The 23185-nt window shown below is 67.5% G+C and carries 21 protein-coding genes; 8 read left to right on the plus strand and 13 right to left on the minus strand.

What is annotated here, in order from left to right; genetic code table 11:
• Positions 1-180 precede the first annotated feature (180 nt).
• Both BN3906_RS10390 and BN3906_RS10395 read left to right on the plus strand, forming a co-directional pair.
• A complete protein-coding gene (locus tag BN3906_RS10390; RefSeq protein WP_066588030.1) occupies positions 181-1500 on the plus strand; it encodes an acid phosphatase in 1320 nt (439 codons plus the stop codon).
• Positions 1501-1505: 5 nt separating this feature from the next.
• Positions 1506-3194 carry an alkaline phosphatase D family protein gene (locus BN3906_RS10395; protein ID WP_066588032.1) on the plus strand — a complete coding sequence of 563 codons (1689 nt, stop codon included), beginning with the start codon at positions 1506-1508 and terminating at the stop codon, positions 3192-3194.
• Between the two features lie 50 nt (positions 3195-3244).
• On the opposite strand, the gene topA is transcribed toward BN3906_RS10395, so the two are convergent.
• Together topA and BN3906_RS10405 are read right to left on the minus strand one after the other, a co-directional pair.
• Positions 3245-6235, minus strand: coding sequence for a type I DNA topoisomerase (gene topA / locus BN3906_RS10400; protein ID WP_066588034.1), 2991 nt, complete (start codon positions 6233-6235; stop codon positions 3245-3247).
• A gap of 229 nt (positions 6236-6464) precedes the next feature.
• The gene (locus BN3906_RS10405) at positions 6465-7106 is read right to left on the minus strand and encodes an NAD(P)-dependent oxidoreductase (RefSeq protein ID WP_066588036.1); all 642 of its coding nucleotides are present in this window, start codon (positions 7104-7106) and stop codon (positions 6465-6467) included.
• A 207-nt stretch (positions 7107-7313) separates the two neighbouring features.
• On the opposite strand from BN3906_RS10405, the gene BN3906_RS10410 reads away from it, so the two are divergent.
• Positions 7314-7682, plus strand: coding sequence for a winged helix-turn-helix transcriptional regulator (locus tag BN3906_RS10410; RefSeq protein ID WP_066588038.1), 369 nt, complete (start codon positions 7314-7316; stop codon positions 7680-7682).
• Positions 7683-7917: 235 nt separating this feature from the next.
• Here the strand turns inward: BN3906_RS10410 and BN3906_RS10415 are convergent, their stop codons facing one another.
• The gene (locus tag BN3906_RS10415) at positions 7918-8121 is read right to left on the minus strand and encodes a cold-shock protein (protein ID WP_010120999.1); all 204 of its coding nucleotides are present in this window, start codon (positions 8119-8121) and stop codon (positions 7918-7920) included.
• 283 nt (positions 8122-8404) lie between these two features.
• Between BN3906_RS10415 and BN3906_RS10420 the strand changes: the two genes are divergently transcribed.
• Entirely contained in the window at positions 8405-11017 is a 2613-nt protein-coding gene (locus BN3906_RS10420) for a DEAD/DEAH box helicase (RefSeq protein WP_261796964.1), read from the plus strand.
• A 57-nt stretch (positions 11018-11074) separates the two neighbouring features.
• On the opposite strand, the gene BN3906_RS10425 is transcribed toward BN3906_RS10420, so the two are convergent.
• From BN3906_RS10425 to BN3906_RS10450, 6 genes are all read right to left on the minus strand, one after another.
• The gene (locus BN3906_RS10425; protein ID WP_078057499.1) at positions 11075-11467 is read right to left on the minus strand and encodes an Rv3654c family TadE-like protein; all 393 of its coding nucleotides are present in this window, start codon (positions 11465-11467) and stop codon (positions 11075-11077) included.
• Between the two features lie 5 nt (positions 11468-11472).
• A complete protein-coding gene (locus tag BN3906_RS10430; RefSeq protein ID WP_261796965.1) occupies positions 11473-11853 on the minus strand; it encodes a hypothetical protein in 381 nt (126 codons plus the stop codon).
• A gap of 19 nt (positions 11854-11872) precedes the next feature.
• The gene (locus BN3906_RS15520; protein ID WP_390620340.1) at positions 11873-12229 is read right to left on the minus strand and encodes a DUF4244 domain-containing protein; all 357 of its coding nucleotides are present in this window, start codon (positions 12227-12229) and stop codon (positions 11873-11875) included.
• Positions 12230-12387: 158 nt separating this feature from the next.
• A complete protein-coding gene (locus BN3906_RS10440) occupies positions 12388-13653 on the minus strand; it encodes a hypothetical protein (RefSeq protein ID WP_261796966.1) in 1266 nt (421 codons plus the stop codon).
• Positions 13641-14912, minus strand: a complete 1272-nt coding sequence (locus BN3906_RS10445) for a TadA family conjugal transfer-associated ATPase (protein ID WP_261796967.1) — start codon at positions 14910-14912, stop codon at positions 13641-13643. The genes BN3906_RS10440 and BN3906_RS10445 overlap by 13 nt, the downstream gene beginning before the upstream one ends.
• Entirely contained in the window at positions 14909-15976 is a 1068-nt protein-coding gene (locus BN3906_RS10450; RefSeq protein ID WP_066588044.1) for a CpaE-like family protein, read from the minus strand. The genes BN3906_RS10445 and BN3906_RS10450 overlap by 4 nt, the downstream gene beginning before the upstream one ends.
• A 166-nt stretch (positions 15977-16142) precedes the next feature.
• Here BN3906_RS10450 and BN3906_RS10455 point away from each other — a divergent pair, with 166 nt between their 5' ends.
• The 3 genes from BN3906_RS10455 to BN3906_RS10465 all read left to right on the plus strand — a co-directional run bounded on the left by BN3906_RS10455 (position 16143) and on the right by BN3906_RS10465 (position 18647).
• Positions 16143-17033, plus strand: a complete 891-nt coding sequence (locus tag BN3906_RS10455; protein WP_261796968.1) for an HAD family hydrolase — start codon at positions 16143-16145, stop codon at positions 17031-17033.
• Positions 17034-17206: 173 nt separating this feature from the next.
• Positions 17207-17722, plus strand: a complete 516-nt coding sequence (locus BN3906_RS10460; RefSeq protein ID WP_066588048.1) for a phage holin family protein — start codon at positions 17207-17209, stop codon at positions 17720-17722.
• A 25-nt stretch (positions 17723-17747) separates the two neighbouring features.
• Positions 17748-18647: an alpha/beta fold hydrolase gene (locus BN3906_RS10465; RefSeq protein ID WP_066588051.1), complete on the plus strand. Its 900-nt coding sequence runs from the start codon at positions 17748-17750 to the stop codon at positions 18645-18647.
• A gap of 15 nt (positions 18648-18662) precedes the next feature.
• Here BN3906_RS10465 and BN3906_RS10470 read toward each other — a convergent pair whose 3' ends face one another.
• The 4 genes from BN3906_RS10470 to nth form a co-directional block, all read right to left on the minus strand.
• On the minus strand, positions 18663-19868 hold the full coding sequence (locus tag BN3906_RS10470; RefSeq protein ID WP_066588054.1) for a MarP family serine protease: 1206 nt from the start codon (positions 19866-19868) through the stop codon (positions 18663-18665).
• Positions 19865-20719, minus strand: coding sequence for an NUDIX hydrolase (locus BN3906_RS10475; protein WP_078057363.1), 855 nt, complete (start codon positions 20717-20719; stop codon positions 19865-19867). Before BN3906_RS10475 ends, BN3906_RS10470 begins: the two co-directional genes overlap by 4 nt.
• Positions 20720-20775: 56 nt before the next feature.
• The gene (locus tag BN3906_RS14215) at positions 20776-21276 is read right to left on the minus strand and encodes a TlpA family protein disulfide reductase (protein WP_261796969.1); all 501 of its coding nucleotides are present in this window, start codon (positions 21274-21276) and stop codon (positions 20776-20778) included.
• Positions 21277-21563: 287 nt separating this feature from the next.
• Positions 21564-22265, minus strand: a complete 702-nt coding sequence (nth, locus tag BN3906_RS10485; RefSeq protein ID WP_066588058.1) for an endonuclease III — start codon at positions 22263-22265, stop codon at positions 21564-21566.
• A 202-nt stretch (positions 22266-22467) separates the two neighbouring features.
• Here nth and glxR point away from each other — a divergent pair, with 202 nt between their 5' ends.
• The gene (gene glxR / locus BN3906_RS10490; RefSeq protein ID WP_066588060.1) at positions 22468-23151 is read left to right on the plus strand and encodes a CRP-like cAMP-activated global transcriptional regulator GlxR; all 684 of its coding nucleotides are present in this window, start codon (positions 22468-22470) and stop codon (positions 23149-23151) included.
• The last annotated feature ends 34 nt before the right edge of the window (positions 23152-23185 follow it).

A 23185-nucleotide genomic window follows, 5' to 3' on the forward strand; every position in this document is an offset into this window, starting at 1 on the left:
CCACCTGTCATCAGAGAGTTCAATTATGTGAACATCATCGTAGGACCGCTCGAAAACAGGGTCAAACGATGGGTCACAGCTGTCGCAACAGTCGAGCACCGCGTCGTATTGATATAAATTCACCACAAGTTCACTCTGGGGCCACTGTCCCGGTGTCTGCGCCGCTTAGCCTGACCGCACGTGAAGACCCGCAGACTACTTCCCGCGCGACCCGTCGCAGCGGTGCTCATCGCCTCCCTGACATCCGCCACCATCATCCTTCCCCAGGCCGCCGCCGCCCCGGCAGCGGACAGGTCACCTGTCGACCAGCTCACCGGCCAGGTCCGTGACCTTCAGTCCCAGTTCCTTCCGTCCACACTGCCGGCGGTCCAGCACCCCGGCGCTCCCGTCCCCCAGCCGTTCGGACCGGACGCCTACGTCGGATACATCTCGGACATAAGCTCCTACCCGGGAGGAACCTACTACCAGGTGGTCGACGGTTTCAACGATCTGCGCGACAACCACCCGGAAATCATCACCGAGAACCTCGACACCGTGGTCAGGATCAACAACACCGCCTCCCCGGACCGCGTGGCCCGGGCACAGGCGGATGCCAGGGTCGACGACGGCAATCTCCTCGCCGGATTCTCCGACGCTTTCGGAACCACCCTCGCCCCCCTGGTCCGCACCGCCATCGAAGAGAACCGGCTGCCGAAGACCAGGGCGCTCCTCGACTCCGGCTATTTCTCCCGCGCCCAGGGAATCGCGGCGTCCACCCTGGTGGAGAAGGAGATCTTCGACAATCCCCGCCCCTTCGAGGTCGCCCCGGACCGGATCGTGCACCACAATGACGATTCCGGCGAAGACTACTACGAACTCGGTGGTTCGGCATCCTTCCCCTCCGGACACACCAACCAGGCGGTCCTGGTGACCACCCTGCTCGCCGCGGTCCTTCCGGAACTGGCCCCTCAGCTCGTCGCCCGTGGATCTGACGCCGGCGAGAGCCGGGTGGTCATGGGCGTGCACTACCCGTTGGACGTCATCGGCGGGCGCATGACCGGCACTGCCGCGGCAGCCGACCGCTGGAACGACCTGAAAATGCGGGACGCACTGACCCAGGCAGGTCAGGAGATCCGTGCCGAACTCGAGTGGAGGCTCGGCCGGCCGCTGTCCGAGGCTGTGGCAGCACAGGACGCCGCCGGCGGCAGCTACCGGAGCGACGACGAAGCGGCCCGGACCTACGCGGAACAGGGAACGTACGGCTTCCCCACCGTGTACGCCACGGACGTACCCGTGACCGTCCCGCAGGCTGCCCCGGACCTGCTGATCAACCGCTTCCCCACGCTCACCTGGGAACAGCGTGCCGCGGTCATCGCAGCCACCGCCCTTCCGTCAGGGTATCCCCTCGACGACCAGGGTCCTGACGGGTCGTGGCAGCGCATCAACCTCGCCGCCGCGTACTCCGCACAGGTCGACGTCAACGCCGACGGTTCGCTCACAGTCAACGGCAGGAAGGCCTGAGACCGGTGTCCCCCTACTCCCGTCGCAGCTTCCTCACCGGCGCCACCGCTCTCGGCGTCCTCACCTACGCGGCCGGCACGGTCAACCTCGTGTCCGCGAACGTGCAGGGCGCCACCGGTTTCCTCCATTCCGTCGCCTCCGGCGACCCTCTCCCGGACGCCGTGGTCCTGTGGACCCGCGTCACCCCCTCCCCTGACGCCGTACCCGGCTCCGGGCTCGGATCCCCGGTCACCGTCAGGTGGGAGGTGTCGACCTCCCCCGGGTTCACCGACACCGTGAACTCCGGTGAGGTGACCACCGACGCCTCCGCGGACCACACGGTGAAGGTGGACGCCACGGGCCTGCAGCCCTCCACCGACTACTTCTACCGCTTCACCGTCGTCGACGGGCCCGCCACCGGTACCGTCTCCCGCACCGGTCGTGCCAGGACCGCCCCGGCCGTCGGAGCTGACCCGGGGAGCCTCAGGTTCGGTGTCTGCTCGTGCGCGAACTACGAGGCCGGGTACTTCCGCGCCTACCGGGAGATGGCCGACCGGGACGACCTCGAGTTCACCCTGCACCTCGGGGATTTCACCTACGAGTACGCCACCGGGGAGTACGGGGCGATGCACGAGACGACCGTGCGCCGCGTCCAGCCCGCCAACCGGACCACCTCCCTCTCCGACTACCGGATCCGGCAGGGTCACTACCACAGGGACGCCGACCTGGCGGACCTGCTCGCAGCCCGCCCGCTCATCGCGATCTGGGACGACCACGAGTTCGCCGACAACACGTGGAGGGACGGTGCCACCGGCAACTCCATCGAACCCGGGGACGACTTCGCCGCGATGAAGGCCGCCGCCACCCAGGCCTACCTGGAGTGGATGCCGTTGCGCGGCGTCCCCGCCCAGAGGCATCTCCGGTTCGGTACCCTCGCCGAACTGATCATCCCGGACCTGCGCTCCTACCGTGACGAGCAGCAGGAGATCCCGGCGGCGTGGAGAGGTTCCGCGGATCCTGCGCGGACCATGATGGGACGCTCCCAGTTCGACTGGTTCGCCGACGTCCTCACCACGTCCGACACCCGCTGGCAGCTCATAGGCAACGAGGTGATGTTCGCCCCGATGACCCTGCCTGACTCCCTCGACCCCCGCATCCACGACTGGCTCGTGGAGAAGACGGGGATCCCCGCGGACGGCCTGGCACTCAACGCCGACCAGTGGGACGGGTACATGGCTGAACGCCAGCGGATCATCGACCTGATCGTCGGAGACGGCTCCGTCCCGGCCCGCGGCGGCGTGGTGTTCCTCACCGGAGACATCCACTCGTCCTGGGCTGCGGACATTCCCGCCAACGCCGGTGACTGGCGTCTGGGCCGGAACACCCGTGCTGCTGCGACGGAATTCGTGACCCCGTCAGTGACGGCGGCCAGCGCCTTCGACGGGATCGCCACCTCCCCTGCCCTCGACGCACCCGTCGCCGCGGTGCTCAGTGCCGGTGAGCAGATCCTCAGGCAGGTCGACAACTGGTTCCGGTACGTCGACCTCTCCCGTCACGGGTACATGGCCGTGGACGTGGACGCGAACCGTGTCCAGGTCGACTGGCACCACGGCGACGTACTGACCCCGGACGCCCCTCTGGCATGGTCGACGAGCTACCAGGCGGTCCACGGTTCTCCCGGGGCACGCCCGGTGGGAGCGCCGCTTCCGAGGTGAGCCGGCGCGGGGACGCGGGCGGGAATGCCACGCGCGGGAGTGGTTGTGGTCTACCTCTCCGCCGTGGACTTCCTGACCGTCTTCTTGACTGTCTTCTTCGCAGCTTTCTTCGCCGTCTTCTTCGCAGGGGACGCCTTACGCGAAGACTTCGCCGACTTCTTCGCCGGCCCCCCCTCTGCGGCCTCCTTCGCCCTCCGCTCACTGAGCAGTTCATTGGCCCTGGCATCGGTCATGGTCTCGGGTGTGTCGCCCCGACGCAGAGACGCATTCGTCGTCCCGTCGGTCACGTAGGGGCCGAAGCGTCCCTCCTTCACCGTCATCGGCTTACCGGAGACATCATTGTCCCCCAGCTGCTTCAGCGGCGGCTTCGCCGCGGCGCGCCCACGACGCTTCGGTTCGGCGTAGATCCGCCGTGCCTCTTCGAGGGTGACCGTGAAGACCTGGTCCTCACTGGCGAGGGAACGGGAATCGTTGCCCTTCTTCAGGTAGGGGCCGAACCTGCCGTTCTGCGCCAGGATCATCTCACCGTCTGACGGGTCGACACCCACCTCGCGGGGAAGGGACATGACCTTCAGGGCGTCCTCGAGGGTCACCGTCGCCGGGTCCATGGACGACAGCAGTGACGCAGTCTTCGGCTTCAGGGTCTCCTCGAGGATCTCCCTGATCCGACGTTCCTTCCTGTTCTGTGCCGTCTTCGTCTCTCTGCTGAGGGGCTTCTTGCCCTCGGCGGCGCGCGCGGCGTCCTCGGCGTCCCGTTCCGCGTCGATGACTTTCTCCGCCTCGGCGACGACCCTGGCCTCTTCGTCGTCGGTGACCTTCTCGGTCACATAGGGGCCGTACCGTCCCTCGCGGACGACGATGACCCGGCCGTTAGCCGGGTTGACGCCCAGTTCCCGTCCACCCTGCGGGGTGGAGAAGAGCTTCTCCGCGATCTCCGGGGTCAGTTCGTCCGGAAGGAGCGACTCCGGCAGGTTCGCGCGCTGCACGGTCGGTTCGCCTCCCTCGGTCGTCGGGGGAACGATTCTCTCCAGGTAAGCCCCGTAGCGTCCCACCCGCACGACCACCGGGACGCCGGCGGCGTCGTCGAACAGGTGCAGTGAGTTGACCTTACGGGCGTCGATCTGCTCGAGGTTGTCGGCCACGAGATGCTTGAGACCGCCCAGGCGGGCGACAGTTTCCGCCGGAGCGTCGGAGGCGGACGTGTCCCCGAAGTAGAACCCCTGCAACCAGTGGGACCTGTTCTCCTCACCGCGGGCGATCTCGTCGAGTTCGTCCTCCATCGACGAGGTGAACTCGTAGTCGACGAGGGAACCGAAGTTGTCTTCGAGTAGCCCGACCACGGCAAAAGCAGTCCAGCTGGGCACCAGAGCCGAACCCCGGGAGACCACATATCCGCGGTCCTTGATCGTCTTGATGATCGAGGCGTAGGTGGAGGGTCGGCCGATTCCGAGCTCCTCCATGGTCTTGACCAGGGAGGCTTCGGTGTATCGTGCCGGCGGCTGGGTCTCATGGCCCTTGGCCTCGACCGCCGCGGCGTCCAGGGCGTCACCCACGGCGAGCACGGGCAGGGCTTTCTCGGCGTTGTCCGCGACATCCCGGCCGTCGGCGTTGCGGGTGGACTCCACATAGGCTTTCAGGAATCCGGGGAAGGTGATCGTACGGCCGCTGGCCTGCAGGTCGACGTTCTCCCCGGAGGATGCGGTGCCCGAGACCGTCACCTTCATCGAGGTTCCCCGGGCGTCAGCCATCTGTGAGGCGACGGTGCGCTGCCAGATCAGCTCGTAGAGTCTGAACTCTTCGGCGTCCAGCTGGGAGGCGAGTGCCCCGGGGGTGGCGAAGGTCTCACCGGCCGGGCGGATGGCCTCGTGTGCCTCCTGGGAGTTCTTCACCTTGCGGGTGTACTGCCGGGGAGAATCTGCCACATAGGCGGGACCGTAGAGCTCGGCGGCCTGCTGCCGGGCCGCGGCGATGCCCGAGGCGGAGAGGGTTGTCGAGTCGGTACGCATGTAGGTGATGTGACCGTTCTCGTAGAGCCGTTGCGCGATCCGCATCGTGCGCTCCGAGGTGAAGTGCAGCTTCCTGCCCGCCTCCTGCTGGAGGGTGGACGTCATGAACGGTGCGTAGGGACGCCGTGTGTACGGCTTCTCCTCCACGTCAGACACTGCCATGGTGGCACCGGTCAGGGCGTCAGCAAGAGCACGGGCACGGGCCTCGTCGAGCACTGTGACATTCTGCCGGGACCTGCTTGTCCGCAGTTTCCCGTCCTCACCGAAGTCCCGGCCTCTGGCGACTCTCGCACCGTCCACGGCGACCAGGTCGGCATCGAAGGTACGGGGATTTCCGCCCGCGGTGTCGGAAGCCCCACGGTCCCCGCGGTCAAGCGTCGCGGTCAGGTCCCAGTAGCCGGCCCTGACGAAGGCCATACGCTCACGCTCACGGCGGACGATGACCCGCGTGGCGACGGACTGCACCCGGCCCGCCGACAGCCGCGGCATGACCTTCTTCCACAGCACCGGTGAGATCTCGTACCCGTAGAGGCGGTCCAGGACCCGTCGGGTCTCCTGGGCGTCCACCAGGTCGAGATCAAGCTCACGGGTGTTCTCCGCGGCTTCACGGATAGCTTCCGGGGTGATCTCGTGGAAGACCATCCGGCGGACCGGAACCTTCGGCTTGAGCACTTCGAGGAGATGCCAGGCGATGGCCTCCCCCTCACGGTCGGGGTCGGTGGCCAGCAGAAGTTCGTCGGCCTGTCTGAGCTTCGCCCTGAGGTCGGCGACCTTCTTCTTCTTGTCCGCACTGACGAGGTAGAGCGGCTGGAAGTCGTGCTCGACGTTCACGCCGAGACGTGCCCACGGTTCCTTCTTGTACTTCGCGGGAACATCGGCGGCCCCCCGGGGCAGGTCACGGATATGTCCGACGGACGCCTCGACGATATATCCGTCGCCGAGGTAGCGCTGGATCTTCTTCGCTTTCGTGGCGGACTCCACGATCACGAGCTTCCTGCCGCTACCGCCCGTACCCGCACTATCCTGCGCTGCCATCCGGTCCGTCCTACCTTCATACCTCGAAACCAGTCTCGACGTGCGACCATACACGGACCACCGGACAGGTGTGTGTTTCCCTCCGTTGTAGCGGGGGGAAGTCGTACCGTCCCCCGCCACCGCGGATGCCGCCGGTACACGGACCGTCCAACGACGGTTGTGCCTGTGGCGGGGAGCCCTTGCCCGACATCGGGAGGACGGTCAGAAGCGTGCCGGCAGGGCCTGTCGGTCAGGCGTTGGCGACGGTGAAACGTGCACGCCGGTGAGCCGGCTTCTCCAGCTCGTCGACCGCTGCCCTGGCGAAGGTACCGGCGGTCACGAAGTCACCGGCAGGCTGGTCGTCACCGAGGTTGTAGGACTCGGTGGGCTCACCCGGGGCGATCTGGGGCGCCGGGGCGAGCATGGTCCAGTCGAGGTCACGGGCGGAGCCCTGCCAGAGCTCCAGGATCCTGGCGAAGCTCTCCGCTTCGGCCTTGTACGCGGCGGGGAAGTCGGGGGTGTCCTTGAGCATCGTGCCGTCCGGGGTACGGGTGGCTCCTGCCCCTCCGACAATGAAGATGCGGGCGGTGATCTTCGCCCCTGCGAAGGCTGCGACGATGCGCGAATGGGCGTCGATGATGGGCTGGACCGAGCTTCCGTCACGCGGACCGGGCACGGAGAACACGATGATGTCCGTGGCGCGGGCCTTCTCCACGACGTCTCCGGTGTCGGCGATGTCACCGGTGACATAGGTGACGCCGGGGACCGGGTTCTTCACATGATCCGGGTTTCCCCTGGTCACTCCGGTGACGGTGAACCCACGGGAAGCTGCTTCGGCGGTGATGGCGGACCCGACCATGCCGGTGGATCCGTAGACGGTGACGGTGCTCATGAACTGACCTTTCGTGACGGTGTGCGACAACGACGGCGCCTGCCGGCACCGTACCTGACCTGAAGGGACCGGTTCGGCGGTCCCGGGCCACGACCCGTAACGGGTGTCGTCGTGGTTACGCAACCGACCATACCCTTGTAACTTACCAATGTAAAGTGTGTATACGGTGTTGTTCCGGCGGCCGCTGCCGGTGCTAGTCTGATTCACATGTCCACAGCAGTCCCCCCATCACCTTCCTGGAATCCGGCCGCGCGCAACTGCCCGAGCCGAGTCCTCTTCACCACCGTCGGCGACAGGTGGAACATGCTGATACTTCTGGCCCTCGAGGACGACGACCGGCGTTTCGGAGACCTCAAGAAGCACGTGGACGGCATCTCCGACAAGGTGCTGACACAGCGCCTCGGCGTCCTCACCTCCGACGGACTGGTCGAACGGACCGCCTACCCCGAAATTCCCCCCCGGGTCGTCTACCGGCTGACCGACCTGGGCCGTTCCGCACTCACCCCGGTACACGCCATGTTCACCTGGACAGTCGAACACATGGATTCGGTCGTCGCCTGGCAGGAACAGCACTGACCCGACCGACCTCGGCAAATTCCGGGGCAGGTTCCGGGGCAGGTTCCGGACGCCGGTGGCGGCGTTGCCGCCCAGCACAGGAAGACTGACCGCCGCGACCGCAGCGGGGACATCCTGAGACACGACACCGCCCCCCACCGGACGTATCCGGTGGGGGGCGGTGTCTTCGAACGGTTCCGGCAGAGCAGAACCGGTCTCCGAGACCCGGGGGGACCCTTTCAGGCCCCGGAGAGTCTTAGAGAGCGGTGACCTGCTGAGCCTGCGGGCCCTTGGCGCCCTCGCCGATCTCGAACTCAACCTGCTGGTTCTCCTCGAGGGTACGGAAGCCGTTGCCCTGGATCTCGGAGTAGTGGACGAAGACGTCAGCGCCACCATCGTTCGGTGCGATGAAGCCGTAGCCCTTTTCAGCGTTGAACCACTTGACGGTTCCCTGTGCCATGTTCTTACCTTCTTCAGATTCGGTGATCGACATCTCCACGTTCTTTTACGGAGACACCGGGCCGATGCATAGACCACCGGAGTGGAGGTCCGTCCGCATTCAAGACAACTCCCGCGAACGTTTCGCCTACTGACTCGGCGAAGAACCGGTGGAACAGCGAGCAAAGCGACGCACAGAAACTGTGACCGCCCACCAGTGTTCCACGTTTTGCGCCGGACCACCACACCGACCCCGAAAAAGTCTCCGACAGGTCCCTCTACCCCCTGTCCTAGACTCGACCCACATGACCGCAACCAGCACCACCGGGAGCACCCCGGGCGAGCCCGACGGGACCAGTACAGGAACCCCGGAAACGCACGCTGACCACGTCACAGTCGCCGGGACGCCGTCGGCGACCACATACGGGGCCGAGATTCTTGAGGCACTGCTCCCGCTCGCCCGCAGCGGCACACCACGGTCCGGCAGCCGGTCCGCCGACAGCGAACAGCACTGCGGCGCCGCGGCGTCCGGGGGTGGAGGGGACGGAGGGGACGGAGGGGACGGAGAAACCGTACTCACACATGTCCGTACCGAACCTGCCAGAAAATCGGAACCCGTCGCCTGGCCCGCGTGGGTCGACCCGGACGTGGTCCGCCACCTCACCGACGAGGGCGTCAACCGCCCCTGGTCCCACCAGGTCGCCACCGCCGACACGGCACGCCAGGGACACGACGTGGTGGTCGCCACCGGTACCGCATCAGGAAAATCCCTCGGATACCAGCTCGCGGTCATCGACGCCCTGATCCACGATCCGAGGGCGACCTGCCTCTACCTGGCACCCACCAAGGCTCTGGCACAGGACCAGCGTGCCGCGATGTCACGGCTCGTGGCGTCCTGCCCTGCACTCCGGGACGTCACGGTCGCAACCTACGACGGTGACACACCGGGTGAGGCCCGACGCCTCATCCGCGAAGAGTCGCGGATGATCATCTCCAACCCGGACATGGTCCACGCCTCGGTCCTGGGCAACAACTCCCGCTGGACCCGGCTGCTGCGCAACCTCCGCTACCTCGTCATCGACGAATGCCACGTCTACCGGGGCGTGTTCGGCGCACATGTGTCACTGGTACTGCGCCGGCTGCTGCGACTGGCGGCCCGAGCCGGTGCACATCCCACCGTCATCCTCGCCTCCGCGACAACCGCCGACCCCTCCGGACACGCGCAAAGGCTCACCGGACGACCCGCGGTCGCGGTCACCGGCGACGGCTCACCCCGTGGGGAACGCACGGTTGCGCTCTGGGAACCGGGATTCCTCCCCGACACCGTCGGCGAGCACGGTGCCCCGGTCCGACGCGCGGCGACGACCGAAGCCGCGGCGATCATGGCACGCACCATCGCCGAAGGCGCCCGAACCCTGACCTTCGTGCGTTCCCGGCGCGGTGCCGAGATCACCGCCCTGGCGTGCGCAGACGATCTCACCGCCCTGGGACACCCCGACCGGGCACGTCGCATCGCCGCCTACCGTGCCGGCTACACCCCCGAAGCCCGCCGCGAGCTGGAGCACCGTCTCGACGACGGGGACCTGCTCGGGATGGCGGCCACGAGTGCACTGGAGCTCGGAATCGACGTCGGCGGCCTGGATGTCGTGGTGAGCTGCGGATTCCCCGGCACCGTGGCGAGTTTCCGCCAGCAGGCGGGCCGGGCGGGACGACGTGGTCAGGGCTGTCTCGTGGTGATGGTCGCCTCCGACAACCCCCTGGACACCTACCTGGTGCACCACCCCTCCGACCTGCTCGACCAGCCGGTCGAAGCCTCGGTGTTCGATCCGACCAACCCGTACATCCTGGCCGACCATGTACTCTGCGCGGCCGCGGAGGCACCGTTGACCTCAGATGAGGTCTCCGCGTTCGGCGGCGACATCGACGCCACCACCGTGGTCAGGGACCTCACGTCCCGGGGACTGCTGCGTCGCCGGCCGCGGGGATTCTTCGCCGACGTGGACGCCGCAGCGGGTGTCCACGCCCGGGTCAGTATCCGGGGCGGTTCGGGGGAGCAGATTCTCATCGTCGACGTCACGACCGGGGCGGTGCTCGGCACCGTAGACGCGGCACGGGCGATATCCGAGGTCCACGACGGGGCGGTGTACGTGCACCAGGGTGAGTCGTATGTGGTCGACGAGCTCAACCTGGAGGGGTCGGTGGCGGCGGTGCATCCGGAGTCACCGGAGTGGTACACCCGGGCCATGGAGACCACGGACATCCGGGTGAAGGGGGTCAACCGGACCCGTGAGATCGGCGGCACCGGCTCCACACCTTCGGGAATCTGGCTGGCGGACGTGTCAGTACAGGTCAGTCACCAGGTCACCGGTTATCAGCGACGCACCTCCTCGGGAGAGGTACTGCAGACCGTGCCGTTGGACTGTGCCCCTCAACTGCTCGACACCCGCGCCGCGGCCTACACGGTAGATCCCGGCGTGTTGCTGGACCTGGGTATCGAGGAGCCCCTGTGGCCGGGGACACTCCATGCCGCCGAACATGCGGCCATCGGTCTGCTGCCACTGCTGGCGACCTGCGACCGGTGGGACATCGGAGGGGTCTCCACAGTCCTGCACGCTGACACGGGGCTTCCGACGGTGTTCGTCTACGACGGCTATGCGGGGGGAGCGGGTTTCGCCGAAGCCGGGTTCGACCGGTTTCCGCAGTGGATGAGAATGACAGCCGAAGCGGTGGAATCCTGTTCCTGCGAGTCCGGTTGCCCGTCATGTGTACAGTCTCCGAAGTGCGGGAACGGGAATGATCCCCTGTACAAGAAGGGCGCGGCTGTGCTGCTGCGGGCCCTCGCGGACTCGGCGGAATCAGCAGAACCGGCTGTACTCCCCCCGACCGTTCCCGACGGTCCGGAAGATGGTCCGGTGTAGAGCTGACCACCGCAGCGACGGACAGAGCTGACCGGTACATCGGCCCACCTGACCCGGTCAGGGCCCTGCGACCGCCGTGGCGGAAGCCTGCCCGACCGTCACCACGACGAGTACCCCCTCCGAGCCCGCGGTCCCGCCGGGAGCGTCCGGACCACCGCCGGTGACTGCACGGCAGTCGGACAGGTCGGCCCCGTTCTCTTCTGCGACAGATGCGGCCCGGGCACAGGCGTCGGCAGTACCCGTCACCAGCTGGACCGTGGCTGCGGACAGGGCGACCAGGTCGGCCGCAGCCACAGCACGGTGCTGTTCGACAAGCCCCGAGGTCCGGAAGCCCACCAGCGCAGCCAGCGCGATCACACCGAGTATCACGCCCACCCCGGCAACTGTCGCGGAACCGTCGTCTCCTGCGCGACTCTGCTGTGCCTCCCCGCCCTCTACTGCCCTGTCCACACGCCTCACCGGCCGGTGACCCCCGTGGGAACTTCCGGGGCCGGCACAACAGGTTCCGGCACGGTCACGGCAGTTGCGGTGAGGTTGAACAGTCTGCCGGGCCGGGTCACCCGCACGGTGACAGTGTCGGTGACCGTCACCGATGCCCTGGCCTGACTGTCGACCTTCCCGACGAGATCGGCCACCACAGCTTCCGCGTTCGCCGGGTCGAGGGAAGCGGCACGCGCCGCATCCCGGGCAAGGTCGACAGCACCGAGATAGGACGCCACGGTCACCACCCCTGCCACCACCATCCCGACCACAGCGGTGAGAGCGGTGAACACGACAGCCGCTTCAACGGTGACGTACCCCTCCTCCCCCTCTCCGCGGTTCTCCGGCTTCTTCATCTTGGCCCTCGGAGGCCTGTCACTTCGTGTCGAGAGCACGTTCGAATATCCCGGTCAGAGCCGCCTCGACGGAGTCGGACGTCACAACAACGTAGAGCAGTGCCCCCAGTGCGGCCGCGGCCACACACCCCAGGGCGTATTCGATGGTGCTCATCCCCCGGTCATCACCTGACAGTGCCAGAAGGCGGTCGATGAGGCCGGTTTTTCCGGCCACTTCCCCCTGTGACTCCATTGTCCCGACAGCGGCGTCCACCGTGGTACCGCCCCTCCTGTCCTGCACTCTCTCCTGCAGAGTCCCCCTTTCCCTCTCATGAGCCTCCGGCATCCCGGGTGAGTTTCCTGTTACTTCGGCCAGTTCTGCAGTTTTCTCGGACATGGTCATGTCCCCTTTCTGTGAGTGTTTGTCTTCTGTGTTTGTCTTCTGTGTTTTCTGCTGTGCGTATCTGGTGCGTGTCGGTTGGATGTCGCCGGGCAGCGTTGCGTCCGCACTGCGCCCACGCACCTGCGGTGGTGGAATGACCCGGGGCCGGCAGCTCATATACCTGCGAAGCCCACCACCAGCGGAATCAGTCCCACCAGGACAAACGCGGGAAGGAAGCAGAGGGTCAGCGGAGCTGCGACGACGACGAGGACCCTTTCCGCCCCCGCGCGTGACGCGTCCGCCGAATCCTGCCGCAACCTCACTGCCTGCGCTTTCACGCCTTCAGCCAGCCGTCCTCCGTGACGTGCCCCCGCACCGGCGAGCCGTGCAACAGCTCCGAGCTGAGGATCGTCGTGGAGAGGCTTCCACGCGTCCGCACCGGCACCCAGCATCAGCAGTGCCGCCACTGTGCGGACTGCAGAGACCGTGCCACCGGTTGTTCCCCTCTGTTCCGCCGGGTCCCGGCCTCCGCAGTCGATCGCTGAACCCCATGCGACGGCGATGGGAAGCCCGGTGGTCAGTCCTTCAGCGAACAGATCGAGCAGCCGTGCAGCCTCGGTCGGTGACAGCCCACGGTGCCCGGAGGGGCCCGCTCTCCTGCCCACACCGCCGAGAACGGTGACGGTGAGGGACTCCGTCCACAGTGCCCCTGCACATCCGAGCAGGACACCGCCGACCAGGAGAATGACCCCGAGGACGTTTCCGGTGAGGAATGCGACGGGCCTCAGACCCATCGACTGCCCCAGCCCCAACGCCCCCAGCGGCAGAAGCAGAAGAATGGTCTCGGTCAACCGTGCCCCCGCCAGTGCTCCGGATGTGTGGCCCAGATGAGTCAGCCTCGCCTCCAGATCGGCTCCGAGGCTTCCCATCATCGCCCCGAGAGCAGTGCCGTGGCGTCGGGACGAAGACCACACGGCCAACATCCGACGTACCCCCTCCTCAGGGACCGTGGAGTCCGCACCTCCCGGGCGTCCCCTGTTCCCCCGGTTTCCGCGCAGTCGTCCACACTTCCGGAAGCACCCTCTGTCCTGCTCCCCTGCGACCTGCCCCACGACCGGACCGGACGGGTCCGGGCCCTGCCCGGGTACCGCCCCCAGACGGATTCTTCTGATCTCCAGTCCCAGCCGGTCGATCAGTTCCCTGCTGCCGGGACGTCCGGCATCCGGTGAAGTCGACACAGACTCAAGCGCGTGCTCTGCAGCAGTCACCGGGGTCGCACCGACATCGAGCTCGCGGGCGAACGCGCCCACGAACTCCCGCAGGATACGGGTGTGTCTGCGTTCCACGGACAATCTCCGTACCCTGCCGCCGATGAGCCTGGCCGTCAGCCCCACCGGGGCTGCCACCCCCACAGACGCCAGAACTGTCACCGTGTCCACTGCAGTTTCCCTTCCGCGTTGAGATCCTGCGCAGGGTTCCAACCTTTGTGCGCATCCCATACCGTCTCCACACTCAGCCCCCCGCCCCCGGGGAGGAACCGTCCGATCTGGGAGACCCTGCGTCCGACCGCTGTCCGTTCCACGTGGACGACCACGCCGATTCCGTCGATCACCTGCCGCGCCACCGCTGACTCCGCGAGCCCCGCCAGTGACCCCAGCGCCGTCAACCTTCCGGGAACTGAACTGACGCTGTTGGCGTGGACCGTTCCGGCACTTCCGGCATGGCCGCTGTTGAACGCGAGCAGCAGCTCCGCGATCTCCGCACCCCGGATCTCCCCGACCACCACCCGGTCGGGCCGCATGCGCAGGCTCTGACGCACAAGGGTCCGTACGTCGATCTCTCCGGCACCGTCCACGCCTGCGACCCTGGTACGCAGACCCACCACGTGGGGGTGGTCCGGCATCAGTTCCGGGGTGTCCTCCACCAGCAGGATCCTCTGGTCTCCCGGGACCTCCGCCAGCAGAGCTGCGAGCAGTGTGGTCTTACCGGCACCGGTCCCGCCGCTGAGCAGCAGACTGCACCGGTCACGTACCAGGGTCCTGAGCAGCCTCCCGATCTCCGGGGGAAACATTCCCGCGCGCCGGAGTGCCTCAAGGTTGCGGTGGGAGGTGCTGAGCGCGCGCAGGCTCACACAGGTTCCCTGGCCTGAGAGCTGGTCCAGGACCGCGTGGACCCTGACCGCCTGCGCCACCACACCAGGTGGAAGGGCGGTGAGCACCCCGTCCGCGAACGGCCGGGCGTCATCGAGACGGACTCCGCACGCGGCGGCGAGCCTGACGGCGATCTCCCGGCAACGGACGGGGTCCGTGATCCACAGGTCAGTGGCCTCCAGTCCTTCTCCCCGGTCCACCCACACAGGTCCCGGCCCGTTGAGGAGTACATCGGTGACGGCAGAGTCCGCCAACGGAACCGCCAGCTCACCGAGCCCCGAGAACTCCCGTGCCAGTGCCCGGACATCATCCGCCTGCGCCCCTACCGTCCCATGGCGTCTCCTTCTGCGGTTCCCGTCGCCATTTCTCCGACCTCCCCCGGCTGTCAGCCGCTGCACAGACACAGCGATCTCCGCCGGGGTCGGCGTCCCCACTCCCCGTCTGGCGAGATCGTCACGGACCTCCGACAGCAGTGACTCCCGCGCCGGGTCCACCGCACCCGTGCCGCCTGCCACGCCCGTGCTGCCTGCCGTACCCACCGTGTTCACCACACTTCCCTCACCAGACGGGAGGCCGCAGCTCCCGCGGTTCCTGCCCCGCTGAGAGTCGGGGTGAACTCTCCACGGTCAGTCTCGCCGACCAGGTAGGGATCATCACGCCAGTCTGCCTCGGGGGCACGTCCCATGAGCGTCAGGGCGTCATTCCACTCGAGTTCGGCCCGTGGTACTTCCCTGAGGACAACCGAGGCACCGGGCAACTGCCCGAGCACCGCCCTGGCAGCGAGGGTCCCGGGCACTGTCGCCGGCACGACCAGTACAGTCCGGTTCACCTGCATGCCCGCCTGTGACGGTGACCCGCACATCCACCTGCCGCAGTCATGGACGACCGGGCAGCCGACATCCAGCCGGGCGGGCGGGGTCCCCCTGCCGGTGAGCACGGCGACGTCCGCCGCCCACGGAAGCTCCCGGAGCGCAGGGCCGGTGAGGACGGGTGTGCCGGCGATGTCCCTCATCCTGTGTCCCGTGCTGTCTTCCAGCCCCAGCAGAAACTCAAGGTCTCCGTTACCGGATGAGTCGACCAGCAGGCTTCGTCCGTCTCCACCCAGATCCGGGTCTGCCAGCGCACCGGCGAGAGCTGCCGCGAACGTGCTCGCGCCCGCTCCTCCGACAGAGCCGTACACAGCGCACACCGGTACATCGGACGCCCCCAGGTACGCCGCAAGCTCGGGAGCCTGCGCCGGCAGCAGGTAGAAAGGCTCCGGCGAGGTGTGGGACGGATCACCGGTGACGGTGACCTGCCGGACCGAGACGCCACGGGAGACGAGGTCAGCCGCCACCTCCTGCCTGGACACCGGCGCACCGTCACGGCCACGCACAGTGCCCGTGCCGGTCACCAGAAGCACCGAGGTCACGTCACGTGGAAGGGCCAGCTCCGGCCTCCACTCCAGGTGACGCCTCCCTGTGACCGCGATGACGAGGGAGATCTCGGAGCCGAGGTCCTCCGACGACCGGTCGCCGAGGGCTGTGACGACAGGTGCGGGCGTACGGTACTGCGGCGGCCCTGACGGGCGCCGTTCGAAGCGGTCGATGAAGTTCTGCAGTGTCCCCAACATGCTGAGGGAGAATGCCAGGGACCCGCCGACCCGGCAACCGATCTCCGCAGAGCTGTGGACAACAGCACTGAACCCGGTTCCGTGCTCTGTGGACAGTTCAGGTCGGCGACCAGCCGTCCACTCTGGTCAGGTAACGGATGTGACTGGTGGGACGTATTGTGGGGGTGTGAGGCCTGTCCCCGTAGACAGTGGAGAGCCCGCGGCAGCAACCGCAGCGTCCACTGACACCACCCCCGTACCGCTCCGCATCACCACCGACCCCGGAGTCGAACCGTCACGCGTCCTCGCCGTCTTCGACCTGGACAAGACAGTCATCGACACCTCAGCCTCGATGGCGTACCGCAAACCGCTCGCCGACCGCGGCCTGATCACCACCGGAGAAATGCTGAGGCTGCTGCTCATGCTCGGCAACTACCGGCTCGCCGGACACGACGAAAACTCACTGGAAGCCACGAAAGACATTCTCGTCGAGATGGTCCGTGGACGCCGGGCCTCCGATCTCGCGTCAGTCGCCTCTGACGCACTCCACGAGGTCATCGTCCCCTTCATCTACGCCGAAGCCCGGGACCTCATCAACGCCCACCATGCGGCGGGACACAGGGTCGCCATGATCACGGCGTCCGCCAGAATTCTCGTCACCCCCATCGCCGAAGAACTCGGGGTCGACCACCTCGTCGCCACCGAACTGGCCGTCGACGCCGACGGAACCTTCACCGGGGAAGTCCCCTTCTTCTGCCGCGGCGCAGCGAAAGTCGACAAACTGAAGGAACTTGCCGCAGAGCAGGACATCGACATGTCGGCGAGCTACGCCTACTCCGACTCCGTCACCGATCTCCCCCTGCTGGAGTCCGTGGGCCACCCCGTCCCGGTCAACCCGGACAAGGCGCTGCGGAAGGAGGCCGCGCTCCGCGGATGGGAGACGGTCACCTTCAGCAGACCCGAGCCCCTGTTCCATATCCAGGACCGCGGTATCGCCATCGCCGGCGCCTCCGCCGGAGTGGCGCTGATCGCCGCCCTGGCGACCGGCCTCGTCGTGCGTTACCGCGGCCGGGACTGACCGTCGACGGCACCTTCCCGGCGTCTTCCCGGCGTCTTCCCGGCGTCTTCCCGGTGTCTTCCCCAGGGGTTCCCCGCCCCGGGAACCCCGCGGCATGGCAGAATGGCCCAGAGTCAGCACGTACGAGTCAGCACGTACATCGTGTATGTCAGGTAGGACAGGGAGAACACGCAGTGACCGAAAAGGACAACAAGAAGGCAGAGGGCCTCTTCAGCGACGCCGACAGCTTCACTCCCCGGGTCGACAGCATCCCGCTGACCGACGTGGACTCCGGCCGCACCCCCAGCGTCGGTGAACTCGTCCGGGACGCCACCACCCAGGTCTCCACCCTGATCCGCTCCGAGACCGAACTGGCGAAGACGGAGATCGCCGGCTCCGCGAAGAAGGCGGGAATCGCCGCCGGTCTGCTGGGGGCCGCAGGGGTGATCCTGGCCTACAGTTCGTTCTTCTTCTTTTTCTTCCTCGCGGAACTGCTCGACAACTGGATGCCCCGCTGGGTCGCCTTCCTCGTCGTCTTCCTCATCATGGTCGTCCTCGTCGCTGCTCTCGCGGTGGTCGCGGTCAAGTTCATCAAGGGCGTGAAGAAGCCCGTCGCGACCATTGAGTCGGTGTCACAGCTCAAGACCGTCGTCCCGGGGCCGGGCAAGAGCGCGGCGTCCGCCTCCACGGACGCCGGGCTGTTCACCTAGGTCGGCCGGACACGGACGGATTCCAGTGACACCCGCCACCGGACCGGAGCACATCTACGTCCACACCCGCGGCATCCGGCTGCACGTCGCGGTCTCAGGACCCCGCACCGCACCTCTGGTCCTGCTCATCCACGGATTCGGTGGCGGCTGGTTCGACTGGACCGAACTGCTCCCCCGGTTCGGGGACACGGACAGCTACCGTGTCGCCGCAGTGGACCTGCGCGGATACGGCCGGTCCGACAAAACACCCCGCGGCTACGACCTGACCACCGCAGCATCGGACATGTGCGGTGTGGTCAGGGTTCTCGGTCACCCCGACGCACTCGTCGTCGGGCACGGTGAAGGCGGACTCATCGGATGGACCATGGCCGCCCACGAGCCCGAACGCGTCCGGGCACTGGTGACCCTGGCGTCCGCACATCCCCGTGTCGTCGCCCGGTCGGTGCTGCTGCATCCGGTGTCCCAGTGGCCGCGGATACGGTCCTCCCTCTTCGCCCAGCTCCCCCGGATCCCGGAACGCCTGCTGCTGCGCAACAACGCCGAAAAGGTGGCCCACGCCTTCCGGATGTCGGTCGCCCCCGGATTCCGCGACACCGACGTCTGCGCCAGGCACGCCGAACTCCGCAGGGAGGCGATGCAGGTGGACAAGGTCGCGCACCTGTCCTGCGAGTACCGTCGGTGGACCGTGCGCAGCAGGTTCCGCCCCGAGGGCGGTCATTTCGACCACACCCTCCCCAACCACACGGATGCCCCGGTGGTCTGCATCGACGGTTCGATGGACCGTACCTACAACGCGAAGATCGCGCGGATGTCCGCCGCACACGGCGGCCGCGGTTCCCGCACAGAGGTCCTGTTCGGGGTGGGACATTTCCCCCACATCGAGGACCCCGCAGCGGTCGCCCGGATCATCCGCGACGCCGGGTGACCGTCCCCACCACGGTCACGCCACACACGCCCGGGTGTCCACGGACTCCGTGTAGGACGAGTCGTAGCCGGCGGGGTCGCCCAGATGGTCAAGGACCTCAGCCTTCGACAGGGCGTAGCCTGTCTCGGAATCCCCCACAGCCGCGCCGAAGACCAGCCCTATGACCTCACCGGAGGCGTTGAGCACGGGGCCGCCGGAGTTGCCCTGCACCACCGTGCCACGTAGCGTGTACGCCTCCCGGTCCACCCGGGTGTCGGCGTAGATGTCGGGACCCGAAACCGTGAACAGGTCACGCACCCGCGCCGGTGTCGCCTTGAAGGGTCCTCCCAGCGGGAACCCCATCACGATGGCGTCGTCGTTCGGCTTCGCAGGGTCGGGGGCCCATGCCAGTGGGGCCAGACCGGTATCGTCGGTGACACGCAGCAGCGCCACATCCTCCTGCGGGTTGTAGTACACCACGGAGGCGTCGAACTCCCCGTTGACCGTGTCGATACCCACCACGTCGGTACCCGCGACAACGTGGGCGTTGGTCATCACGGTGTCCGGTGACACCAGGAACCCGGAGCCCTGCAGGACCCTCCTGCACTGCTCGGCCTGTCCGACGACCCTCACGACGGAGGGGCGTGCGGCCTCCACCGCGGGGGACGCCGCCAGACCGGAGTCCGGGGCGTTGACGTCTACCACCGGGACATCGGCGAAAGGATCGGTGACGGCGGGGAAACCCGAGTCGCTGAACAGAGTCGCCGCTCTGTTCGGCAGCGCCTCCAGCCATTCCGGGGACACCGAACTCACGCCCCGCAGGATCTTCGATCCGCGGACGGAAGCACCCAGGTCACCGGAGTTGTTACCCGCGACCGGGACGACGACCATCCAGATCACCACCAGCGTGGTGACTACCTGGACCACCGCGCCGAAGGCGGAGTCGACCCGCAGCATGCTGCGGGTGCGGATCCCGTCCCGGAGCTTCAGGCCCGCCCACGATCCGAGTGAGTAACCGGCCACCACACCTACTGCGACGACGGCCACCGCGACGAAGAACCTGGCGGACTCCCCGTCCACCAGGTCCAGCGCCTCCGGCAGGAGATCCAGGGCGAGCCAGCCTCCTCCGAGGACGCCGACGAGGGACAGCAGCGCCGAGATCCCTCCCTGGCGCCAGCCGGTGAGCAGTGCGCCGAGCGCGGCCAGCGCCAGCAGTGCGTCAACGATCGTCGAACCGGTCACAGCAGATCCTCCGGGGTCAGGGTTTCACCGTTACGCGACTGCGCCAGGGCGTCGAAGAGGTCCAGGACCGGGGCGGTCGCAGTCCACGGCTGCTCCCATTCCCCCATCTTCAGCAGTCCGTCGACCAGGGCTCCGGTGAAGCCCCACAGCAGGTAGCCGTCCACGTCGAATGCCGGGGTGCGCCAGCCGCGGGTCCCGGGGATCCCGAGGTACATCCGTTTCGCCGGGTCCGAGAGCTCCGACAGGGGGACACTACGCACCCAGTCGCTTTCCGCGGTGGCGGGAGCCACGGGGACAGGACGCCGCCACCAGCCGATGACCGGCACCACGGCATGGTTGGTGCGGTCGATGTACAGGGGGTCGAGAACTGCCAGGGGTGTGACCCCTGAGGGGTCGAGACCGGTTTCCTCGGTCGCTTCCCGCAGCGCGGTGGCCACAGGGTCGGCGTCCACGCTCTCACGGTGTCCGCCGGGGAAGGCGAGCTGGCCGGAGTGGCTGCGCAGGGTCGGGGTCCGGTGGGTGAGCATCACAGTGGGGTCCTGCCCCTGTTCGCGCCCGAGAAGGACGAGGACCGCCGACGGACGCGGTGGTGTGCCGTCCGGGCCGAGTTCGGGCACCGTGGAGGAACCGCCGACGGGCAGGCCCGGGGTGGCACGGTCGGTGGAGGTTCGTCGCGCCCGTCCGACCAGGGGCCTGAGCCAGTCCGGCAGAGGACCCGGCAGGTCGGGCTGGCGGCGTCCACCGGCCAACCAGTCGCCGAGGGGGACGCCGCCCCCGCGGACCCGCTCATCCGGTGTCCTGTCGTCCGGTGTCCTGTCGTCCGGCGTCCTGGACTGTGGTGTGGAAGTCATGGGGACGCCAGTCTAGCCCAACGGCCGGTCAACCCTGCCGGCACCGGAACCGGGGGTCACGCCGCGCCTGCCATCAGTTCCTCGAGTTCCTCCACCGACCGGATCTCCCCGGGGTGGAACGCCGCCCGGGTGCCGTCGGCACGGTAGACGACTGAGACGGGAATCACCTCGGGCAGTTCGGCGGCGGCGGTGAAGACACCGGTGCTGTCCTGGAACGCGGGCAGCCGGACATCGAGTTCCTCCAGCAGATCGGCACCCGCCTGGCCCTGCCCGTTCTCGTGGACGCCGACGATGTTCCACTCGGGATGCTTCTCTGCCGCGTCCTGCAGCACGGGGAGCTCCGCACGGCAGGGCTGGCACCACCAGGCCCACACGTTGACCAGGGTCGGTTTCCCGGCCAGGGCGGCGGCCATCGATGTCCGGGCCTCACCTCCGCCGGTGGTCAGGCAGGGCAGGACCACGTCGGCGAGTTCGGAGTCCACCGGGTCGGTGCCGTCACCGGCGGGGCAGGCCGTGCGCCGGTCTGCGGCGATGTCGTAGCTGTTTCTTTTTCCCAACTTAATGTGGTTTAAGGAAAGGTCCTCTCCTACTCGGCCCGTCCCACCAACCTCCCCGCCGGGGGGGGGGGGGGCCCCCCCCCGCGGGGGGGCCCCCAGCCCGGGGGCGGGGGGGGGGGNCTCCGCGACCGGCGTCCCCGGCTGGCCGGCCGACGGTGACACCGGGGACGCGTCCTGCACCGGGGATCCTGTTCCACCTCCGGACAGGGACAGCACCAGAGGGACGGCCGCCACACCGAGTCCGACGAGCACGACGACGACGAGGAGGAGTGTGCGGGCCCTGTCGCTCACGCCGTCACCAGCTTTCCGGCGTCCGCGACGTCCAGGGGGCCGGCCGTCCCGGCGGAGGGGCACAGCCGTGCCAGGACGCACACCCCGCAGGCGGCGCGGCGGGAATGACAGACGCGACGTCCGTGGAATATCAGCCGGTGGGAGAACATCGTCCACTCCTTCTTCTCGACCATGGCGGTGATCTCCCGCTCAACTGCCACCGGATCGGTCTGCTCCGTGAGTCCGAGGCGTCGGACAAGACGTCCGACATGGGTGTCCACCGGGAATCCTGGCACACCGAAAGCGTTGCCCAGTATCACGTTGGCGGTCTTACGCCCCACACCCGGAAGCGCGACAAGTTCCTCCATGGTGCGGGGAACTTCACCTCCGTACCTTTCGGTGAGGACGGCACCGGCCCTGATGAGGTTGGACGCCTTGTTGCGGAAGAACCCGGTGGGCCGGATCAGCTCCTCGAGAGCTGCGGGTGACGCCCCTGCATAGGCCGCCGCGTCCGGGTAGGCGGCGAACAGTGCCGGGGTGACCTGGTTGACCCGCCTGTCTGTGCACTGGGCAGAAAGTACCGTGGCGACCAGCAGTTCCAGCGGATTCGTGAAGTTGAGCTCACAGTGTGCGTCCGGGTACTCCTCTGCCAGGAGACGGTTGATCCGGCGGGTACGACGGGTACGCGCCAGGGGAGTTTCAGGCTTACTGGCCGACATGAGCGACCAGCCTAGTCGTTGACCCTGTGCTGTACCCTGTCCCGTAGCCTGTGACACGGTCGGTGCCTGTGCGCCCCCCAGTTCCCCCCGCACGGCAGCGCACGCTGTACTCTGTGCGGTAAACCATGACGCCGGGCCGTTGTGACCAACCTGTCACAGCCGACGTCCACGGCAGCGCAGCTTTACAGGAGTCTAACAGGCAATGGGCGAAGTACACGAGATCCTCTCCCGCGCAGGCATCTTCCAGGGAGTCGAAGCAGCGGCGGTCAACACTCTGATCGAGCAGCTGGATTCGACGACTTTCCCCCGCGGCACCACGATCTTCGACGAGGGGGAACCCGGTGACCGCCTCTACATCATCATCTCCGGCAAGGTGAAGTTGGCCCGGCACGCCCCCGACGGCCGCGAGAATCTGCTGACCATCATGGGACCCTCCGACATGTTCGGCGAGCTCTCCATCTTCGATCCCGGCCCCCGCACCTCGGCGGCGGTGTGCGTCACCGAGGTCGCCACCGCGACGATGGACTCCCGCATGCTCCATGACTGGATCCGGGCGCACCCGGAGATCTCCGAACAGCTGCTGCGTGTCCTGGCGCGGCGTCTGCGCCGCACGAACAACGCCCTGGCCGACCTCATCTTCACGGATGTCCCCGGCCGGGTGGCCAAGGCACTCCTGCAGCTCGCCAACCGTTTCGGCGTGCAGGAGGGTGGCGCACTGCGCGTGCACCACGATCTCACCCAGGAGGAGATCGCCCAGCTGGTCGGAGCGTCCAGGGAAACGGTGAACAAAGCCCTCGCAGAGTTCGCCCACCGGGGCTGGATCCGCCTTGAGGGCAAGTCTGTCCTGATCTCGGACACGGAACGTCTCGCCAAGCGCGCCAGGTGACAGTCCGCCCCTCACTGACCCTCAGGCGTTTTCC

Origin of the sequence: Corynebacterium provencense (genome assembly GCA_900049755.1) — a bacterium.
Lineage (GTDB): Bacteria > Actinomycetota > Actinomycetes > Mycobacteriales > Mycobacteriaceae > Corynebacterium > Corynebacterium neomassiliense.